The 18,314-nt window shown below is 71.5% G+C and carries 18 protein-coding genes and 1 pseudogene; 15 read left to right on the forward strand and 4 right to left on the reverse strand.

Annotation, left to right across the window (positions count from 1 at the left end; all coding sequences use genetic code 11):
- The first annotated feature begins 8 nt into the window (after positions 1 to 8).
- The 13 genes from AB0M99_RS32160 to AB0M99_RS32220 all read left to right on the forward strand — a co-directional run bounded on the left by AB0M99_RS32160 (position 9) and on the right by AB0M99_RS32220 (position 12,853).
- Entirely contained in the window at positions 9 to 806 is a 798-nt protein-coding gene (locus AB0M99_RS32160; protein ID WP_365926744.1) for a hypothetical protein, read from the forward strand.
- Positions 784 to 2,592, forward strand: coding sequence for a hypothetical protein (locus AB0M99_RS32165; protein WP_365926746.1), 1,809 nt, complete (start codon positions 784 to 786; stop codon positions 2,590 to 2,592). Before AB0M99_RS32160 ends, AB0M99_RS32165 begins: the two co-directional genes overlap by 23 nt.
- Complete coding sequence (locus AB0M99_RS32170; protein ID WP_365926748.1) at positions 2,585 to 4,114, forward strand: PrgI family protein; 1,530 nt, start codon at positions 2,585 to 2,587, stop codon at positions 4,112 to 4,114. Before AB0M99_RS32165 ends, AB0M99_RS32170 begins: the two co-directional genes overlap by 8 nt.
- A complete protein-coding gene (locus tag AB0M99_RS32175; RefSeq protein ID WP_365926750.1) occupies positions 4,111 to 5,559 on the forward strand; it encodes an ATP/GTP-binding protein in 1,449 nt (482 codons plus the stop codon). Before AB0M99_RS32170 ends, AB0M99_RS32175 begins: the two co-directional genes overlap by 4 nt.
- Complete coding sequence (locus AB0M99_RS32180) at positions 5,556 to 5,717, forward strand: hypothetical protein (protein WP_365926752.1); 162 nt, start codon at positions 5,556 to 5,558, stop codon at positions 5,715 to 5,717. The genes AB0M99_RS32175 and AB0M99_RS32180 overlap by 4 nt, the downstream gene beginning before the upstream one ends.
- Positions 5,718 to 5,769: 52 nt before the next feature.
- Positions 5,770 to 6,774 carry a hypothetical protein gene (locus tag AB0M99_RS32185; protein ID WP_365926754.1) on the forward strand — a complete coding sequence of 335 codons (1,005 nt, stop codon included), beginning with the start codon at positions 5,770 to 5,772 and terminating at the stop codon, positions 6,772 to 6,774.
- Complete coding sequence (locus AB0M99_RS32190) at positions 6,771 to 8,258, forward strand: type IV secretory system conjugative DNA transfer family protein (protein WP_365926756.1); 1,488 nt, start codon at positions 6,771 to 6,773, stop codon at positions 8,256 to 8,258. The genes AB0M99_RS32185 and AB0M99_RS32190 overlap by 4 nt, the downstream gene beginning before the upstream one ends.
- Positions 8,251 to 8,787, forward strand: coding sequence for a hypothetical protein (locus tag AB0M99_RS32195; protein WP_365926758.1), 537 nt, complete (start codon positions 8,251 to 8,253; stop codon positions 8,785 to 8,787). Before AB0M99_RS32190 ends, AB0M99_RS32195 begins: the two co-directional genes overlap by 8 nt.
- Positions 8,784 to 9,629: a hypothetical protein gene (locus tag AB0M99_RS32200; protein WP_365926760.1), complete on the forward strand. Its 846-nt coding sequence runs from the start codon at positions 8,784 to 8,786 to the stop codon at positions 9,627 to 9,629. Before AB0M99_RS32195 ends, AB0M99_RS32200 begins: the two co-directional genes overlap by 4 nt.
- A 44-nt stretch (positions 9,630 to 9,673) precedes the next feature.
- Positions 9,674 to 10,108 carry a hypothetical protein gene (locus tag AB0M99_RS32205; RefSeq protein ID WP_365926762.1) on the forward strand — a complete coding sequence of 145 codons (435 nt, stop codon included), beginning with the start codon at positions 9,674 to 9,676 and terminating at the stop codon, positions 10,106 to 10,108.
- 7 nt (positions 10,109 to 10,115) lie between these two features.
- Positions 10,116 to 11,345 (forward strand): nucleotidyl transferase AbiEii/AbiGii toxin family protein, encoded by a 1,230-nt coding sequence (locus AB0M99_RS32210; RefSeq protein WP_365926764.1) that lies wholly within the window; start codon positions 10,116 to 10,118, stop codon positions 11,343 to 11,345.
- Positions 11,346 to 11,620: 275 nt separating this feature from the next.
- Positions 11,621 to 12,043: a hypothetical protein gene (locus AB0M99_RS32215; protein ID WP_365926766.1), complete on the forward strand. Its 423-nt coding sequence runs from the start codon at positions 11,621 to 11,623 to the stop codon at positions 12,041 to 12,043.
- A gap of 138 nt (positions 12,044 to 12,181) precedes the next feature.
- Positions 12,182 to 12,853, forward strand: a complete 672-nt coding sequence (locus tag AB0M99_RS32220; RefSeq protein ID WP_365926768.1) for a 3'-5' exonuclease — start codon at positions 12,182 to 12,184, stop codon at positions 12,851 to 12,853.
- A gap of 142 nt (positions 12,854 to 12,995) precedes the next feature.
- On the opposite strand, the gene AB0M99_RS32225 is transcribed toward AB0M99_RS32220, so the two are convergent.
- Positions 12,996 to 14,420 carry a helix-turn-helix transcriptional regulator gene (locus AB0M99_RS32225; RefSeq protein WP_365926770.1) on the reverse strand — a complete coding sequence of 475 codons (1,425 nt, stop codon included), beginning with the start codon at positions 14,418 to 14,420 and terminating at the stop codon, positions 12,996 to 12,998.
- Between the two features lie 286 nt (positions 14,421 to 14,706).
- Here AB0M99_RS32225 and AB0M99_RS32230 point away from each other — a divergent pair, with 286 nt between their 5' ends.
- Positions 14,707 to 15,390: a hypothetical protein gene (locus tag AB0M99_RS32230; RefSeq protein ID WP_365926772.1), complete on the forward strand. Its 684-nt coding sequence runs from the start codon at positions 14,707 to 14,709 to the stop codon at positions 15,388 to 15,390.
- Positions 15,391 to 15,499: 109 nt separating this feature from the next.
- Here AB0M99_RS32230 and AB0M99_RS32235 read toward each other — a convergent pair.
- Both AB0M99_RS32235 and AB0M99_RS32240 read right to left on the reverse strand, forming a co-directional pair.
- Positions 15,500 to 16,326, reverse strand: a pseudogene (locus AB0M99_RS32235) (sugar nucleotide-binding protein).
- 9 nt (positions 16,327 to 16,335) lie between these two features.
- Positions 16,336 to 17,157, reverse strand: coding sequence for a class I SAM-dependent methyltransferase (locus AB0M99_RS32240; protein ID WP_365926774.1), 822 nt, complete (start codon positions 17,155 to 17,157; stop codon positions 16,336 to 16,338).
- A gap of 223 nt (positions 17,158 to 17,380) precedes the next feature.
- On the opposite strand from AB0M99_RS32240, the gene AB0M99_RS32245 reads away from it, so the two are divergent.
- Positions 17,381 to 17,536 carry a hypothetical protein gene (locus AB0M99_RS32245; protein ID WP_365926776.1) on the forward strand — a complete coding sequence of 52 codons (156 nt, stop codon included), beginning with the start codon at positions 17,381 to 17,383 and terminating at the stop codon, positions 17,534 to 17,536.
- A 24-nt stretch (positions 17,537 to 17,560) separates the two neighbouring features.
- Here the strand turns inward: AB0M99_RS32245 and AB0M99_RS32250 are convergent, their stop codons facing one another.
- The gene (locus AB0M99_RS32250) at positions 17,561 to 18,268 is read right to left on the reverse strand and encodes a hypothetical protein (RefSeq protein ID WP_365926778.1); all 708 of its coding nucleotides are present in this window, start codon (positions 18,266 to 18,268) and stop codon (positions 17,561 to 17,563) included.
- Between the last annotated feature and the right edge of the window lie 46 nt (positions 18,269 to 18,314).

Raw genomic sequence — 18,314 nt, forward strand, 5'->3', positions numbered from 1 at the left:
CCGATCCCATGACCAACGACACCAACACCGAAGGCCGGCCGTGGTCGGCCGGCCCCGCGCCCCGCCGGGGCCGCCCCAAGGCCCTGACCCTTGCCGTCATCGTCGTCGTGGTCCTCGCGCTGACCGCGCTGGTCCTCAACCTCGTCACCTCCGACGGGGGCAACTCCGCGTCCAACAACCCCTCGCCCGCCACCGCGGGCAAGGACAAGGGCGAGGACGACAGCGTCCCCGGCGACGGCGCCTCCGCGCGCATGCGCACCAAGAACGGGGTGCCGGTCGGCTACGAGCGGACCAAGGCCGGAGCCAAGGCGGCCGCCGCGAACTTCCAGGCCGCGCAGTCCACGGCCCCGTTCCTCGCCGACAAGGACGTCCGCCACAAGATCACAGGTGTGGTCATGGCCCCCGAGTCCGTGGAGCAGCGTCTCAAGACGCTCGACGCGCAGTCCGAGACCGCGATGACCCAGCTCGGCGTGGGCAAGAACGGGCAGACCGCGGCCGGTGATCCTCTCATCAACCGGCAGGCGACGCTGTCGGCGAAGATCACGAGTTTCAGCGGGGACCTCGCCACCGTCGAGCTGTGGACCGCCGCTGTCACCGGGGTGGCCGCCGCCGACTCCAAGCTCCCTCCGACCAGCGAGTTCAACCAGTGGAACTACACGCTGCGCTGGGTGGACGGCGACTGGAAGGCAGTGACCATCACCCGGTCCGCCGGCCTGGTCCCGCAGGCGACTGCGGGCCAGCCCTCCGCCCCGCAGTCCTTCCGCGAGCTGGGAGGTAACGCGAATGTGGCGCCGTACGCCGGCTGACGCCCCCGGGCGCCGCGCCGACCAGTCCCGGGCCCACCGGCGCTGCTCGATCCGCCGGGTCCCCGCCGCGATCTCCGCCGTGCTGCTGACGCCGCTGTGGCTGCTCTTCACGGCGCCGGCCGCCCAAGCCCTCCCGGAGCCCTGCGACATCCCCGGGGTCTCGCAGGCCTGCGGCATCATCGGCGGTGTCGGTGCGGTCACCGACTTCGTGTCGGACCCGTTGGGTTTCATCGCGAAGAAGATGGGCGAGGCGGCCGCATGGTTCCTGGGGAAGATCATCGGGCTGATGGACTCCACCACGAAGGTGGACTTCACCAACCCTGGGTTCCTCAAGCAGTACGCCCTGATCTTCGGCGTCTCCACGCTGCTCACGCTCATCCTGTGGCTGGTCGCGGTCGGCAAGCGCGTGGTCGCCGGTGTCTCGATGGGCACCGCGATGGCCGAGGCCGTCGGGCTGCTCCTGCTCCAGGTCGTGGTTAGCGCGTTCACCCCGGCGGTCCTGGTCTTCCTCACCCGGCTCGTGGATGAGATCACCAAGGTGTTCGCGGGCAGTGCCATCGAGGAGGGCAAGGCCTTCATCGAGAAGCTCACCAAGGTCATTGCCCAGACGCAGGGTACGAACACGCCGATGGTCCTGATCATCGTGTTCCTGCTGATCATCGTGGCCGCGCTGCTGGTGTGGATCGAGCTGCTGGTGCGTGCCGGCGCGCTGTACATCGGTGCCGCGCTCGGGCCGCTGGTCAACGCCGGGCTCGTCGACCGTGACCTGTGGGGCCGGACCAAGAAGTGGATGGGCATGCTCCTGGCCCTGCTGCTGTCCAAGCCGGTGCTGTTCGCGCTGTTCGGACTCGCTGCCGCGATCATGAACACCGACACCAGCTCCGGCACGGAGGCCGTCAACACGCTCCTGGTGGGCGCTCTGCTGCTGTACCTCGCCGTGTTCTCCAGCGCCAGCCTCTACAAGTGGCTGCCCACCTTCGGGGACCAGATGGGCGACCTGATGAACACCCGCAAGGGTGCTGCACAGTCCGGTCCGGCCGCGGCCGTCCCCGGTCCCGCGCAGGCCGCGAACTCGGCGATGAACGCGCGGATGACGAACTCCGTCGTCGGCCAGAGCGCCGGTGCCGGCAAGGCCGCCGGTGCCGCGGGGCCCGTCGGCGCGGCCGTCATGGTCGCCAAGGCAGGCGTGGACATGGCCAAGAACAAGGCCGACGGCGCGGACACCATCGCCGACCAGGGCGCCGGAGGCGAGACCGGACCCGGGCCCGGATCCGGCTCTCCGTCCGGCAGCGGCAACGGCAACGGCGGTACGGGAACGCCGAGCAGCGCTCCGTCCTCCAGCGCGGGCGGGGGAGCGGTGGTTCCGGTCAGCGGCCCGGGCGGCGAGGGCGAGAGTTCTTCGTCCTCCCCGTCGCCCGCGGGAAGCGGTACGGCGGACCCCGCCGGCTCCTCGGTCGTCCCGGCGAACAGCGGTGCGGGGGAATCATCTTCTTCTCCCGCCGCGACCGGGGCGCCGCACGCGCCCAGCGGACCCTCCACCGTCCCCACGCCGCCGGCCCCCTCAGGCGCCGGATCCCCGGCTGTCCCGGGCCCGAGCACGGGCTCCTCCTCGGCGCCGCCGTCCGCGCCCGCTTCGAGCGGGCAGAGCGGCACGTCCGCGCGGGCGGTGCCCCCGACCGTCCCCGCCCCGTCCGCACCGTCCAGCCCGTCCGCACCGTCAGCCCCGTCCACCCCGGCCGCACCAGTTCGGCCCATACCCGGAGGAAGTGGAAGCCTCAATGGCTGAGCGCACCTACGTCTTCGGCAAGCCGCGGCCGACCGGTCTGGTCGGCAAGCGGGACCTCGGCGAGCAGGTCCTCCTGGTCTGCGCGGGAGTGGTCGCCGTGTTCGGCGCCTGGCTCTTCTCCGCCATCCCGCTGCTCGCGGTCCCGTCCGTCGTCATCCCCGTGGGCATCGCGGCCGCCGCCGTGTTCGTCCCCTACAAGCCCAAGGGCGCCTCCTCGCGCCGCACCCTGTACAAGTGGTGGCGGATCGAGCGCGACCGCAAGCGGACGCTGGCGGCCACCGGCGGCATGTGGACGTCCCCCGCCGTGGAGGCGGGCGTCAAGCGCGACGGCTCCGTCCCCGAGGAGGCGCTGGAGCCGGCGCCGGGCATCACCGGGATCCGGCCGATCACCGCCTCGGTCCGAGGCCAAGACATCGCGGTCGTCCTGCAGCCCGAGCTGGGCTGCGTGACGATCGCCCTGGAGATCGCCTCGCGCGGGCATGCGGGCAAGGACCGCTCCGAGCAGGAACTCGCCCTGGAGCGGTGGGGATCCCTGCTGGACTCCTTCGGGAACTCCACCGACAACCCGGTCGACCGGATCTCCGTGCTGGCCCGCCAGCTCAAGTCCGACCCCAAGGCGCACCAGCAGCACATCGCGATGCGCGCGCAGTCTCCCGCGACGGCGAAGGTTCCGGACTGGCTGGCTCACTCCTACGACGCGCTGTCCGACGCGGTCAGCACCAGCGCGGAGGAGCACCGCTACTACGTCATCGCCTACGCGTCCTGGAACAAGGACTTCGCCGCCGAGTCGCACGACCGCGGGTCGGGCGACGAGGGCATCGCTGCGGTGATGGCCGCGGCCGCCGAGGAGCTGTGGGCGCGCTGCGAGGACGCCGAGCTGCGCGTGGTCGCGCCGATGGACCTCGGTGCCCTCACCGCGCTGATCAGGAACTCGTACGACCCGGACCACCTGATCTGGGACGAGACGCTGCCGATGCAGCATGCCTTCCCCCGCCAGGTGGAGGTCGTGGACCAGCGCAGCTTCCGGGCGCGGGCCGCGGACTCGACGGAGGGCTGGTACCACGCCACCGCCGCCGTCGTGAGCTGGCCCAACACGCCGGTCGGACCGGACTTCATGGCGCCGTTGCTGATCGGCCTGCCGGACATCATCCGCACCGTCGCCATCACCTCCCACCTGGAGCCCAACGACCAGGCGGTCAAGCGGATGCTCAGCGAGGACACCAACAACCAGGCCGAGATCCAGCGTGACATGCGTCTGGGCCGCAACATCGACCCCCGCGACCTGATCGCCACGCAGGCCACCGCCAAGCGCGGCATGGAGCTCGCCGCGTCCGGGGCGGCCGGCGCGGCGATTGTCGGCTACATCACCGTCTCGGCGCGTACCGAGAAGGAACTGGCCAAGGCCAAGCGCGACACCGGCGCCAAGTCCCGCTCCTCCCACCTGGGGATCGAGTGGCTCGACCTGGAGCACCACCGTGCCTTCGCCAACACGCTGCCGTTCGCAGGGGGGATCCGCAAGTGAACGTGTTCGCACCCGCCCGGGAGACGGCGCTGCGCCCTCTCTACACCACCACCCGCGCATCCCAGGCGCTGTACCTGCCGATCGCCCCGCCCACCCTGGGCACCGCCGGGACGGTCGTGGGCCGGGAGTTGTTTAGTGGTAAAGCTTTCATTTATTGTCCTTTCTCCATCTTTGGTGATGGTTTGCCCGGCGGGAACTGCCTGGTCATGGGCGACACCGGCCGGGGCAAGTCCGCGCTGACCAAGACGTACGCGCTGCGGCAGGCCCGAATGGGCCGGCGCCTGGCGATTCTGGACACCAAGGAGCAGAAGGAGTCCGGGGAGGGCGAGTGGGCGGCGGTGTGCCGGGCGCTCACCGGGTCCGATCCCATCAAGTTCGTGCCCGGCGGCGGCCCCGGCTCGGCCTGCATCAACCCGCTGGACCCGGCGATCAGCGGGCGCCGCCAGGTCGAGCTGGTGCGTACCGTCGTCGAGCTGGGCCTGGACCGCAGCCTGGACGAGTTCGCCGGGTCTGCCCTGCGGATCGCGGTGCGCCGGGCGAACGAGCGGGCGGCGGCGGAGGACCGCGTCGCGGTCCTGCCCGACGTCGCGTTCGCGCTGCGCCACCCCACCGAGCAGGACGCGGCCGCGAAGAAGCGCAGCCTGGACGACCTCCTGGCCGACGGCCTGGAAGCCTCCTACGTCCTGGACCGGCTGTGCGGCGGTACCGCGGACGACGCGGCCGGCGGCGGCGACCTCGTCGGCATGCTCGACGGACCCACCTCGCTGTCCGTCGACCTCGACGCCCTGATGATCGTGTTCGACCTGGCCCGGGTCCCCTCCGGCGGCGCGGCGATGACCATCCTCATGGCCGTCATCTCCGTGTTCCTGGAGGAGGTGTGGCTGCGCGGCGAATGCGAGTGCGGCACCCCGCCGGACGCGCACGAGCGAACCGTCACCGATCCGGCCTCCGGGGCGTGGAAGCGCGGCGGGAACCCGGACACCGGCTGCCTCGGCTACAACCAGATCAAACGAATTTTGATCTTCGAGGAGGCGTGGCACATCCTCGGCACACCGCAGTTGGCGCGGCTGCTCGAGAAGTTCTTGAAGTTCGCCCGCGGATACGGCTTGTCCTGCATCTTCATCGTGCACCACCTCTCGGACGTGGACGATTCCACCGAGACGGCGGCCGCGCTGAAGATGGCCGACACCCTGGTCGTCTACTCCATGAAGGCCGACGAGGCGCGCGAGGTCGTCACCCGGCTGAACCTGCCGGCCTGGACGGCCGACCACATTCCGCGGCTGCGCCGCGGGGTGGCGCTGTGGAAGGTCGGCGAGACCGTCTACCCGGGCGTCCAGCACCTGCTGACCACCACGGAGCAGCAGCTGTGCTTCTCCTCGAACGCCATGTCCGAGACCGCCGCGTCCTCGGACGATCTCGATCAGGCCGAACTGTCCGCCGCGTGAACACCGTCCAGGGCCGCTCCTTGACCCCGCCCGCGCTGCGCGGGCAGCTCGTCTTCGAGCAGGCCCACCCGCCCTCCGCCCCGGGGCCGCCCCGGGGGCCGGCGGGTGCGCGTTCTTCACCTGCCGCTGCTGCCGCGAGCAGCAGTACGAACCGCTGACCGGCCACCCCGTCCGCGACGGCTTCGCCGTCCACCCCGCCCCAGGAGAGCGATGAGGATCTTCCACGGCCGCCCGTCCGGCGGCACCGTGCAGAAGGAGCTCCTGCGCGCACACGGGCTGGACGGCGCGGCGGCCCTGCTCCTGACCGTCCTGCTGGAGTACGAGGACGGGCAGGCCATCACCCTGGCCGCCCTCGCCGAGCAGTACGCGCTGCCCGCCAGGCGGCTGCACTCCGCAGCCCGGGCCCTGACCGGCGCCGGATTCCTGCTCCGCGTGAAGTACGAGTCGCAAGGCGGCCGGTGGGCCACCGACCTCTACGCCTACCCCACCCCCCTCACGGCTGTCGAACACGAGACTGTACGGGGCCGGCACACCGACGCGCTCACCCTGACGCTGGAGCCCGACCACGCACCCGGCACACCCACGCCCGCCGCACCCCCGACCCCGTCCGCCGCACCGCGCGCAGAGAGCAGGCCGCTGCCGGAGGACGTCGAGCTGGTGACCACCGCCGCCGTACGCGAGGTCCTCGACTGCCTGCCCGTCCAGCTGACGGTACTGCTGCCCTCGCCGCTGCCCGCGGCCCTGCACGCCGCCGTACGCTCCGCGCTCGCGGCCGGACGACAGCCGCAGGACCTGTGCGCACGGATCGTGCGCCGCTGGTGGGCACACGGCTACGCCACAAAGGCGGCCCTGGGCTCCCTGACCCGCCCCATCGGCGTCGCCATCGCCCTGCTGCGCCCCGGCGCCTGCCCGGACCCCCGCTGCGAGGACACCGTGAACCTCGATACCGGGGCGCCCTGCCCGCGCTGCGCCGAACGCAGCGCGGACCACCACCGGGCCAAGGCCGACGCCGGGGACGGACCGCCCCGCCCGGCCCCGGACGCCGAGGCCTTCGCGACGCCGACGCCGCCGGCGTTCCGCTCGCTGGAGCCGGCACCCGCCTTCGACGCAGCCACCCACGCCGCGGGCGTCGCCCGCACCCGGGCCGCTCTTGCCGCGGCGAAAAACGCCCGGACCGCTCTGCCTTCCGTACCGAACCCCAGGAGAAACGCATGACCGACGTACCTTCGCTCCTCGGGAACGGCGGCCTGATGCAGTACGGGCCCTGGGCCCTGCTCGGAGTCGCTGCCCCGGTCGCCGCCTTGGTCCTCAAGCCGTGGGAACGCCAGGGCGACGGCGCGACCTGGGGCGGCCGCCGGGTGGAGAAGCACCTGCGCGCCGAACAGGACCCCGCGGCCCGCGCCGACCGCCTGGTCGCCGGGCGCGGCATCGTGTCGAAGAAGCTCGTCGCGGGCGAACCCTGCCTGTCCGGGCTCGCCTTCGGCGTCCCGGGCTCCGGCAAGTCGATGGGTCTGCTGCTGCCTAACGCCCTCGAATGGAGCGGGCCGCTCGTCATCACCACCGTCAAGGCGTCCGACCTCGACATGATCTACGCCCGCCGCGCCCACCTCGGCCCGGTGCACGTGGTGGCGCCCAAGGGGATACCCGGGCGCAAGACCTCGCGCTGGTCCCCGGTGGACTACTGCAAGAGCGAGCAGAACGCCGACGACATGGCGAAGTGGCTGACCGAGGCATCCTCCAACAGCTCGGACCCGAAAGCCCAGACGTGGCTGGAGCAGGCGCAGCCCATCGTCAAGGGCCTGCTCCTGGCCGCCCGCGCCTCCGGCGAGGGCATCACCGGATTCCGCCGCTGGGCCTCGCTGGGCAAGGACGCAGTCGACATCGTCGAAGGAGTCCTCCTGGACGCCGGGTTCACCGAGGCCGCGCAGGACTACGCCTCCCCCTGGCGCCGCCTGCACGCCGACGGCCAGGGATCGGTGCAGCTCACGTTGAACGTGATCGCCCGCGTCTACCAGGACGTGGCCGTCCGCGAGTCCGCCGCGTGCAGCGACTTCTCCGTCGAAGAGGTCATCGCGCAGGGCGGCACCATCGCCATCGTCGCCTCCGCCTCGGACAGCAAGCGGTACGCGCCGCTGATCACCGCGCTGATCGCCTCGGTGATCCACGCGGCCGAAACCCAGTACGGGCGCACCGGCAAGCCGCTCTCACCCGCCCTCGGTCTGCTGATCGACGAGGCTGGCAACGTGCTGCGCTACCCGGACCTGGCGACCGTCCTGACTACGGGCCGCGGCCAGGGCATCGTGATGCTCACGATCTGGCACGACCTCAGCCAGCTGCGGACCTCGCTCGGCGACGACAAGGCCAACACCGTCTTCTCCGCCTCCCCGCTGCGCATGCTGCTGCCCGGCGTCGCGGACCCCGAGACGCTCCAGTACTTCAACACCATGCTCGGGCGCGCCGAGGTCAAGCGGGCCACGGTCACGCGCAGCAGCGACGGCGGCCAGTCCACTACGGCCTCGGTCAGCGAGCGCGACCTCGCGCCGATCCACGCGCTCCAGCAGCTGGAGGACGGCACCGCCGTCGTCCAGTACGGCAACCAGAGGCCGGTCCGTGTCCGCCTTCGGATGATGTACGCCGACAAGGACCTCCAGCAGCTCATCAACGAGACCCCCGCACGCAAGGAGCTGGCACGTGCCTGACGAACAGGCCTACGGCGGGGACGTCCTCGCCGACGAGACCACCGGAGAGATCCTCGACCCCGACCTAGACGAGGAGGGGGACGAGCCCGAGGTCGACCTGTCGGGGTGGATCTGGGAGGTGATGGAGCCGGCCGTGCGCCGCGAGCGCCTGGCCGAGCTCCGGGCCTGGGTGCAGTGGCTGGTGCGCACCTACCCGTGGACCCTGACCCACATCACCCCCTGCTGGTACCAGCACCGCGACGTCCGGGAGCTGCTGACCGCCCTGTTCGTGTCCTGGGTGCGGACCTACAGCCCGGGCGACAAGCGCGACACCGCCGAGGTGGAGTGGATCGACGCCCTCTACCGGACGGTGCCGCGCGTGACCTTGCAGGAGTGCAACGCGCAGAAGCACACCGACCCGCGCGTAAGGGACTTCAAGGACTCCGACCGGGCCTTCGAGATCCACAGCAAGGTTTCCGACGCCATGACCGGCCCGGCCATCAGGCATCCGGGCCTCGACGAGATGATCCGACAGGGAGCAGGCCAGTGACCGCACCAGTTCCGTCCGCCACCGCCGTCGAGCCCGAGGGGCGTATCTGGCCGCGGTGGGCCACCGCCATCGACTTCGCCGAGGGCAACGGTGAGATACTCCGCGGCCAGCTGGCGATGCGGCTCGAGATCCCGCCGTTCGCCCAGTGCGTCGCGATGCTGCTGGGCCGCGACGCCACCGGCAACCAGTTCACCAAGGTGCTGGCCTGGCCGTTCGCCCGGCCCCAGCTGGACTACCCCGACGAGTGGTGGCGCATCGCCGACGCCGAGCCCGCACAGCCCGGCTGGCCCCGCCGGGACGGAGTCCTGGGCGTCATGGACATCGCCGCCCCGTTCCCGCTGTTCGGAATCCTGCCCGACCGGCCGGCGGCCGTCGCCTTCGGCGGCAACGAGAGCGCCTGGCACCAGGCGAGGCGCGCCGTGCTGTCCACGGCCGTCGCCCGCCAGGACGCGTCAGGCCGCTGGAGCATCCGCGTCCCGGAGACCGTCACGCCCTGGCTGACGGCGCACTGGGCCGTCCCCTACCCGGCCCGTGACGTCCCCGTCTCCCGCGACCTGGCCGCCGTCTCCATCGTCCAGCCCTCCGGCGGCGTCCTGCGCAGCAAGAGGACCGCCACGGTTGAGCTACACGAGGTGCAGGCGGACGTCGCCGCCCTGGCGCACGTCCTCGTCGGCACCGCACGCGACCGGGGGAAGGTGGCGTCCGCGGGCGCCGGTCAGCTCCGCTCCCTGCTGTGGCGGTTCGCGCAGGGCGACGACGTCCAGGAGGGCGACATCACGATGGCCCACCGCCAGGGGTACAAGTGGCTCGCCGGCTCCCAGGACCTGCGACAGGCCTCCTAGGCCCGGCCCGGCCCGTCCGCCCCCACCATCACCTGGAGTTGAAGATGAGCACCCCCATTCCCCGCGAGCGCGGGCAGCGCGGCCGCGCCGTCCAGCAGGAGCTGCGCGCCCACGCGGTCGCCGAAGGCCGGCTCGCCGCCGACATCGCCGAGGCCCTGTCCGATCCCGAACTCAGCCGCTGGCGGGCCTCCAACGGCTTCGCCGTCGTCGACGACCTCGCCGTGCTGGCGGGACCGGCCACCGGAACCGTCCGCGTCCCCGCCGACCTCGTACGCGACGCGGTGCCCGCCGAAGTTGACCTCGCCGACCCGCGTGCCGTGAGCGAGCTGTACCGCACCGTCCTGGCCGACGGCACCGCCGAGCAGCAGTCCGCGCTCCTGAACGTCTCCCTCCTGCAGTCCCTGTGGGCTCCGGGTCTGGCAGAGGCGCCGGTCATGCGGGTGTGGGAGCGGCGCTTCCCCCAGCTCGCCGGGCGGTGAGTGAGCGGTGAACGAAGAGGAGAAGTGGCGGATAGCCCGCATCGCCCTGGAGGCGGTGGGGGAGAAGTACGACTACGCGCTGGCCGGCAGCATGGCCCTGCGCGCGCACGGCCTGGCCGAGCGGCCCGTCGACGACATCGACCTGTTCAACATGCCCGACGTCGGCGAGGGCGCGGTCCAGGCCCGCGAGGAAGTCATCACGGCGCTGACCGATGAGGGCTACCACGTCGAGGTGGAGAAGGTCTGGAGCCTGGACCAGGCAGCGAACCTGAGCGTGAGCGACCCCGCGAGCGCCGACGCCGAGCCGGTGACCATCCAGATGGTCCCGATGGAGATGCACTACTTCCCCGAGGACCGCGACGGCATCCGGGTCATGGCCGTGCAGGACTGCGTGCAGATGAAGTCCGAGGCCCTGGCGTGGCGCACCGAGGCCAAGGACTACGTCGACCTCAACGAGATGAACGTCGTCCTGGGCGCCGAGGCCGTCGACGAGTACCTCGCGGCGAACCCCCACCCGGCGCCCGAGGTCGTCTTCCGCTCCCAGCTCGGCAAGGTCGCCGAGATCCCCGACGAGAAGTTCGCCGCCTACGACCTGGACCCGGCCAGGGCCGCCGAGGTCCGCCAGAACATCCTCGCGTGGGCCGGGGAGATCGCCCCCGCACGCCCGAACCCGCTCGCGGTGGAGGCGACCGGTCCGGCCGCCGGCCTCCAGGCCTTGCTCCCCGAGCAGGCCGAGAACGCCGCGGACCGGATCGCGAACGCGTCACCGCAGTCGCTCATGACCGACCACGAGCTGATGGTCACCGCGGGCAAGACCCGCCAGCTCGCTGACGCCGCCGATGCCGTCGCCGCGGAGTCCGACCGCGAAGCGCAGTGGATGCGTGAGAACTACGAGGCCTCGGGCGGCGGCTCTCTGGCCGCCTCGCTCCGGGAGATGGGCGCCGACGACGAAGTCGTCGCGCGGGCCGCCAACAGCGAACGCGAGGACGTCGAACGCAAGGAAGCACGCGCGAGCGAACTCCGCGGACAGGCCAGCGAACTACGGGGGCAGGCTGACGACGCCTCGGCGGAAGTGGACCGCAGATCCGCGCTGAGCCCGCAGGAGCGCGCGGAGGAGACCGTGATCCGCCGGGAGATCACCGGCCAGGTCGCAGCCCAGGCCGAACCGACCCGTGCCTCCGTCGTCGCCCGCGCCACCGCGGCCGCGCCCCACCAGCAGCAGTCCGCCAGCATGTGAGCGCCGCGATAGACAAGGACTCCGGAACGCCTCGGCAGTCCCAGGCCCGAGGTCGGGCCGCCGGGCATCATCGCGGCGCGGCCCCGGGCCTCGAAGCCGATGAGGCTGAGAGGGCGGCCCGGTCGATGACTGCGGCGAGGGCGCGGCGGCGGCAGGAGGGCCGTACACCTCGGTGGTCGTGAACGGGGGAGCGGTCAACTCACCGCCGGCGGGCTACCCGCGCTGGGAATCACGAACCGCTCTCGTGGCGGCTGCCGGGCCGATACCTTCGGAACATGCCGCAGCAGAAGCCGATCGACCACCCGATCTCCAAGCTCTCGCAGTTCCTACGCCACACCGGGGCGTGGAAGCAGGAGGTGGTGCAGTTCGCGGAGACCCTCAAGGAGGGGCTGGGCCGCCCCGGCGTCCTCACCGATGCTGACGTGGCCCGGGTCAAGCGCAACTGCACCGCACGGCAGGAAGACCTGGAGTTGTTCGAGGCGCAGTCGGCGCGGTGGGCTGCTCTGCCCGGCCTCAGCGGATCTCGCCGAAGCAGCCTGAGGGAGCTGGACGACAACCTCGAGACGATCCGCCGCCTCGACGCCCAGATCCTCGACACGGCGACACTGCTCGAACGGGCGACCCTGGAGCAGCAGCTGAGCGCCCCGGACCTGGAATGGGGTCTCGCCGCCCTGCGCGGGGAACTGCCCCGCATGTAAGCGGCCCACCAAAGCTGTTGTCCCCGCTCGGCGGGGATGGCCCCTGGGGGCGTCGGCCGGGAATATGGCCACGGCGTCGCCCCTGCTCCAGCGGGGATACTCCCCGTCCTCCGGACAGGTTGGGGATATGGTCCCGGCATGAGCGAGGACACCGCGAAGCCAGCCCAGGGCGTCGGCGAAGGCGCGCGGGCCACGAGTGCGGCCGGGCCCTGGCCCGGCCGGATGTTCGTGGTCGATGTCGAAGGCAACGGAGGCAGCCCGGCCGACCTGGTGGAGCTCGCGGTCATCCCTGTAGAGGGCGGCGAGGTGGTGCCCTCTGGGGTGCGGCAGTGGCTGGTCCGGCCCCCGGTCCCGATCTCCGCGCGGGTCTCCCGTATCCACGGGATCACCAACACGATGACCGCACAAGCACCCCGGTGGGACGAGGTCGCAGGTGAGGTCCTCGCGTTGCTGGACGGCGCGTGGATCGCGGCGCACAGCGCGCACGTCGATTACGGGGTGCTCCGGCGGCATCTGCCCGGCTGGGCTCCGGCGGGCGTGGTGGACACGCTCCGGCTGGCCAGGGCCGCAGACCCAGGGCAACGCGGGTACGGCCTCGACGCCCTCCTCGCGCGGCACGACATCGACCTGACCGGCGTCCCCGGGAATCGCCACCGGGCCGCGTACGACGCGCACACGACCGCGCTGCTCCTGCTGCGGCTCGCCGCCCGCTTCGACACCTGGGAGCAGTTGGCGGATGCGGCGGTACCACCGGGGCTGCCCGGCCGGAGCGACCCGGCGCCGAAGTTCGAGGAGGACACCCTCTGGTAGTCCTCTGTCCGGGGCTCGTGGCCGAGGTCTGCGCCGGGCGCGGTACGGCGGAACGCCTGCGGCGGGTCCAACGTGCGGTCCGCCTGGTGCCGGGGTGGCCGCATAGCTGCGGCCACCCCGGAGGTTCCTCAGCTCCTGGAACTCACCGCTCCCGGGACGCGTTGCGCAGCATCCCGGCGACGGCGGACAGCGATGCCGCTCCGGTGGTGACCGCGTCAGCGGCCCGCGCGTGGTCGGTTTCGGCTGCGAGTAGGTAGACGGGGCCCGTCTGCTGACCGTCTTCAGCGACATGTGCGGCAGTGACATACGCAGTCGCGTCCGGGTTGCTGTCGGGCCGGGTGCCGAGGACGACCTGCCACTGCTGTCCGAAGGGGTCGGTGACGAGGCGTTCCGTGCCTCCCGGCTGCTGCTGCCCGGACGCGAGGAGACCGCGGTGGTCCGCTGCCAGAGCGTTCCAGTCCGCGTAGAGGCGGGGCGGGGCAGGGCTGTCACGCAGGTCGCCGTCGAGCCAGGCGTCGTACAGCGGATCGGTGGGGGCGTGGCTGGTGCGCCAGGTCTCGAACGCCGGCTCACGGGCGAGCTCCTGGTACAGGGCGCGGGCCCGGTCGGCGAGTTCGGTGAGCTCGGCGGCGATGTAGCGCTCCCCGGAGAGTCCGACATCGTGGCCTCCGCCGTTGCGGCCGTGGTCGACGCATGCTTGGTCGGCGCTGGTGAGCGCGGCCTTAGCCTGGTCGATTTCGGCGACGATGCTGGGTCCGCCGCTGGTGCGTGCGATGAACTCGGCGTCCTCGACACGGATCTGGGCCCGGCGACGCTGCTGTGCCGCGTCCAGGGCACGGTGGAGGCGGGTGGCCCGTTCCCGGCAGATCGCTTCCTCGGCGCGCAGACAGCACACGATGTACGCCCAGGTGAGGCGGGCGGCCCGCGGGTCGTTCTGCTGACGCCGCTCGGATCGGCGTCCACTGGGCCGGTCGGTCTCTTGGTCGGTCTCCCGGTCGATCGCGCGGTCGATTTCGCGGGCCAGGATCCGAGCGGCCCGGCCGGCTCCGGTGCCCAGCGGCAGCATCTGGTGGATCAGGTCGCGGTCGCGTTCGTGGTGGAACCGCTCGTAGGCGTACTGGAGCCGGTCCTCGGGACGGCGCAGGTCCGCGGTGAGCGCCTCCACCTCGTAGAGGTGGAGCAGTGCCTCTTCCAGCCGGGGGCCGTCGGCCTCGGAAGGCGGCAGGTGGCCGCTGGCCGGTGAGAGCTGGGCCGGGAGCCTGCGGGACACGTGGAGGTCTGCGGCGAACGGCATTGGGTCGCCGCGGTGGGCGTTCTCGTTGCGGGCAGCGCGCCGGGGCTCGGGGCGCAGCCGTACTTCCAGGCGGAAGTCGGTGCCGGCGACGAGGCGCTGGAGCTCGGCGAAGGAGGGTTCCCTGGATCCGCCCTCGTACTTGCTCAGGGCCGCCTGCCCGACGCCCATCCAGTTGGCGAGTTCGGTCTGGCTCAGGCCCTGGCTGCGCTGCCGTGCCCGGCTGAGGATCCAGGACGCGCGGATCGCCGCGAAAGGATTCGGATAACGTGCCACAGTTGCCCCCACCAGTGAATATTCCAATATGGCTTGGGAGTATGCCGGATCTGGTCGACGAGACGCAACACCGCCTTCGCGGGAATACCGCTCCAGGATTCCGGATTCCACCTGGTGAGCAACGCAAGATCAGGATCCGCGGGGTGACAAACCTGTGGGACCGCCCGTGGGGACGTCGAGCGCGGCCGGGATCAGCCAGTGCCCCAGCGCGGGATGGGCGTGCCTGGCCTCCGGGGCAGCAACGGGCTCTGGCTATAGTCGGCCCCTACACACCCAGGGAGTCTCCATGAACAACCGGATAACCGGACTCGCCCTGGCCGCGTTCGTCGCTCTGGGCACGGTCGGCTGCAGCAGTTCCGGTGAGGGCTCACCCGCGGCCAGCGGGAAGGACACCATCCTCGGCTCGATGCAGGACACCACCACGCCGCCCGTCAGCGAGTCGGATCTGCGACTGCGGCTGCTGACTGCCGCTGACCTCGGCCAGGGGTACCTCGAGACCCCCGCGACGGACACCACCCGCCGCGACGACATCGGTCTGACGGGCTGCCCCGCCCTGGAGAAGCTGGGCGGCGGCGCCCCCGCCTTCGCGGTCAAGGCGAAGACGTCCTTCACCTACACGGCCGGCTCGACGAGTTCCTCGACGCTGGGGGAGGAGCTGTACAGCGACACCCCGGCGAAGCTGTCGAAGAGCACGAAGGACCTCTTCGCCGCGTACGCCTCCTGCCCGTCATTCACCATGAGCACGGGCACCACCCCGGTCCAGATCGCGATCGGCAAGACGGCCGCACCCGAGGGAATCGGCGATGAGCGGTACGCGCAGACGATGACCATCACCACCAGCACCTCCACCACGATCCTCAAGCAGGTCGCGGTGCGGGCCGGGAACGTGATGGTGATGCTGACCGGCTCACCGGGACTCGTCGACAAGGACCTTCCCGGCGCCGTGGAGAAGGCGAAGGCGAAGAAGTAACCGCGCTCGCGCCGCAAATCCACGGGCCTTCGCGGCGCCCCCGGTTCGAAGCCCCCGACGATCGCTGCGCAGCCGGATCGGGTGGCGCGCGGTGACCGTGCCTCGGTGTTCAGGCCTCGGCGAGGAACTCGTGGGCGCCGCGCAGCATCGTACGCAGTCCGTGCTGGGTCTCGCGGCTGTCCAGCCGGACGTCGACGGGCCCCGGGAGGGTGCTGTCGGCCCGTAGCCCGGTGGGAAGCCGGGATGCGTCGAGTCCGTCGCGCCGGGCGATGAGCACGCCGAGCTCATGGCGGCTGACGGCCTGGCTGCCACCGAGGTGGTGGATGCCGGTGGTGGCGCCCGACGCGAGTTCCAGGAGGGCTACTGCCAGGTCGTTCACGTGGACTGGGCACCGGAAGTCGTCCACGAAGAGGACACCTTCGCGGGTGCCGGCGGCGAGGCCGTGAACGGTCCGTTCGTGTTCGGACTGTCCGTTACCGATGATCAGGGAGGTGCGGGCGACGACCGCGTCCGGATGGACGAGGAGCACCCCAGTCTCCGCCGCGGCCTTCGCCGCCCCGTACGGGGTGATGGGGTCCGGCCTGCACTGTTCGTTGTAGCGAGTGCGGGTCTTGCCGGAGAGACGGCGTCGCTGGAGACCTGGATCATCCGGCTTCCGGCCTTCGCCGCAGCGAGCGCGAGGCGGACGGGCCCCTCGGCCGTGACCGCCCAGTTCGCCCCGCCACTCGACGCGTTGACGATGACGTGCGGGCTGGACTCGGCCACGACCTCCTCAACGCTTCCAGGGTCCCGGAGGTCGAGGCGGTACCAGGTGGCTCTCGGGACGGTCCCGGGGTTGGTCGCGCAGGTCGCGGCCGTCAGGTACCCGGCCGATACGGCCTGGCGGACCAGCTCGGTGCCCAGGTGTCCGGACCCACCCACGATCAGCAGCGTCATAAGGAGAGGCTAGACCGGTCGGGGCCGGGTGATGGCGAGAATGTGCGCAGAGGCATCCGTGAGGGTGGCGTGCGGTTCCGCGAGGCGGGCCGCGGCGAGGGCCGCGTCGTACATGTCCGTGCCCATGAGGTTGGCGCCGGTGTACTTCTCGATGGCCTTGACCGCCACCCAGCCCGGTCCTTCGATTCCGTAGAGGGCGGGGTCGGCAAGGCCGGCGTCCGTGACCTCGGCGCGCAGCTCGGCGGAGGTCTGGAAGTAGGCGACCGTGAAGCCGCGCTGTCCGGCGTAGCGGCCCTGGGCCAGGGTGTCGCGGACACCGTCCTGGATCGGAGTCTCGGTGAGACCGGTGGTCGCGATGTAGTCCAGGAGGGGCGAGTAGCGGGAGATTGCGGCTGCCGCGACAAGTCCGCCGGGGCGGGCCACGCGGGCGGCTTCGGTCAGCGCGAGGATCCGGTCGTGCCGGTCGTGGAGGTGGTAGAGGGGTCCCAAGAGCAGCACGGCGTCGTAGGTCTGGGCCGCGGCGGTAAGGCGGCGGGCGTCGCCCAGCTCGGCCGTGACGCCGTCGATCGAGGCGGCCTGGGCGACGTGCTTGGAGACGGGGTCCACGACGTGGACCGTGTAGCCGTCCTCGGCAAGCCACCGGGCATGGGTTCCGGGACCGCCACCGACATCGAGCACGCGGGCCGGCGTGGGTGGGAGGTGGCGGCGCAGTAACTCGCGGGTGCGCGTGTACTCCAGGGCGCCTGTGGCGGTGGCCCGCAGCCGTGCGGCTTCGTCGGACCGGGTGTAGAAGTCGATGATCTCCGGGCGCACAGCGGGGTTGCTCGGCATCAGGGAGTCCTCCTCGTGAGGGGCTGTCGGTGTCCGGCAGGGTAGGGGAGGCGCAGAGGTGATCACCTCGAATTTCCAAGCTCTGCGACGTCCCCGCCCCAGCGTCACGACCACGGCGCCCGCCTCCTCCTGGCCCCGGGCGTGGTCACGCTGTCAGTCCTGGATGCGAGGCTGTGGCATCGCGGCTGGTCGCCGCACACCAGGCCGACGGAGGAGCAACATCATGGTCAACTACCGAGTCCAGTGGGTGCAGGGCGGCAAGAAGCGCACGTCGGCAGTGAGCTACGACCTGCCCAGCGCTGAGGACCGCAAGAGGACTCTGGAAGCTGAGGGCGCCGCGACGGACATCAGCATCGTGAAAGTGCAGCCCGGCCAGTAGCCGCGATGACCGGACGGTGAGCGCTCACGTGGGTGTCTGAACGGCGCTGCGTCGACGAAGGAACGACGGTACCCGCGCCCACCGCCGGGGCCGCTCCTCGCTGCTCGGGTGGTCCCGACGGTTCAGGTGTTCCTGCGCGGCCTGCGTGAACCGCTCGATCGCGGTGAGTAGCTCCTCGTGTCGTGAGAAGGCGCGCTCCCGGTCGGGCCGGACGGGGCCCTCGGCCCCATGATCGCAATGCCCTGCTCGTCGAAGCGTACGGAAGAGGACAGTGGCGGCCGTGTGGATCTGACGCGCGGCCTCAGCCACCTCAGGGGGCCCTTCGAGCTCCACGTGCTGGACGGCCGCGGCCACGGGGTTCTCTCTGTTCACCGCAGCTATGCGCGCCCGGAATTCTGCCTCCGCCGCGGCCTCCACCTCGGCGTCCCTGCGGGAGAGTCTGGCCGTGTTTCCGACGGCTCTGTCCAGGGCCCTGGCCATCCGGAGGACCGGGTGCACCTCGCTGGCATAGCGCTGGGCGTCCGTCAGGAGCCGTACGTAGGCCTCCCTCTGCGCCGCGCGACGAGCCGTGTCGAGGGGCCCGAGGTAGGCGCTGGCAGCCTGGGCGAGTCCGGCTTGGACAGCGGCTGCCGCCTGCCGCCGCGCACCACGGACAGTGAACATCCCGGTGAGCGCCGCCCCCACGACCGCTCCAGCGGCGCCCATGACCGCGGTCGTTGTCTCCTCACCCATACCCCACAAACTCATGCCCCCGATCTTCGCCTACCGCGCCGGGGCG

Source organism: Streptomyces sp. NPDC051183, from assembly GCF_040682455.1.
Taxonomy (GTDB): Bacteria; Actinomycetota; Actinomycetes; order Streptomycetales; family Streptomycetaceae; genus Streptomyces.

Bases quoted from the DNA above. Each gene is read 5' to 3' on its own strand.
- AB0M99_RS32160 (WP_365926744.1), top strand. From the start codon at position 9: ATGACCAACGACACCAACACCGAAGGCCGGCCGTGGTCGGCCGGCCCC.
- AB0M99_RS32165 (WP_365926746.1), top strand. From the start codon at position 784: ATGTGGCGCCGTACGCCGGCTGACGCCCCCGGGCGCCGCGCCGACCAG.
- AB0M99_RS32170 (WP_365926748.1), top strand. From the start codon at position 2,585: ATGGCTGAGCGCACCTACGTCTTCGGCAAGCCGCGGCCGACCGGTCTG.
- AB0M99_RS32185 (WP_365926754.1), top strand. From the start codon at position 5,770: ATGAGGATCTTCCACGGCCGCCCGTCCGGCGGCACCGTGCAGAAGGAG.
- AB0M99_RS32190 (WP_365926756.1), top strand. From the start codon at position 6,771: ATGACCGACGTACCTTCGCTCCTCGGGAACGGCGGCCTGATGCAGTAC.
- AB0M99_RS32205 (WP_365926762.1), top strand. From the start codon at position 9,674: ATGAGCACCCCCATTCCCCGCGAGCGCGGGCAGCGCGGCCGCGCCGTC.
- AB0M99_RS32215 (WP_365926766.1), top strand. From the start codon at position 11,621: ATGCCGCAGCAGAAGCCGATCGACCACCCGATCTCCAAGCTCTCGCAG.
- AB0M99_RS32220 (WP_365926768.1), top strand. From the start codon at position 12,182: ATGAGCGAGGACACCGCGAAGCCAGCCCAGGGCGTCGGCGAAGGCGCG.
- AB0M99_RS32230 (WP_365926772.1), top strand. From the start codon at position 14,707: ATGAACAACCGGATAACCGGACTCGCCCTGGCCGCGTTCGTCGCTCTG.
- AB0M99_RS32240 (WP_365926774.1), bottom strand. From the start codon at position 17,157: ATGCCGAGCAACCCCGCTGTGCGCCCGGAGATCATCGACTTCTACACC.
- AB0M99_RS32245 (WP_365926776.1), top strand. From the start codon at position 17,381: ATGGTCAACTACCGAGTCCAGTGGGTGCAGGGCGGCAAGAAGCGCACG.
- AB0M99_RS32250 (WP_365926778.1), bottom strand. From the start codon at position 18,268: ATGGGTGAGGAGACAACGACCGCGGTCATGGGCGCCGCTGGAGCGGTC.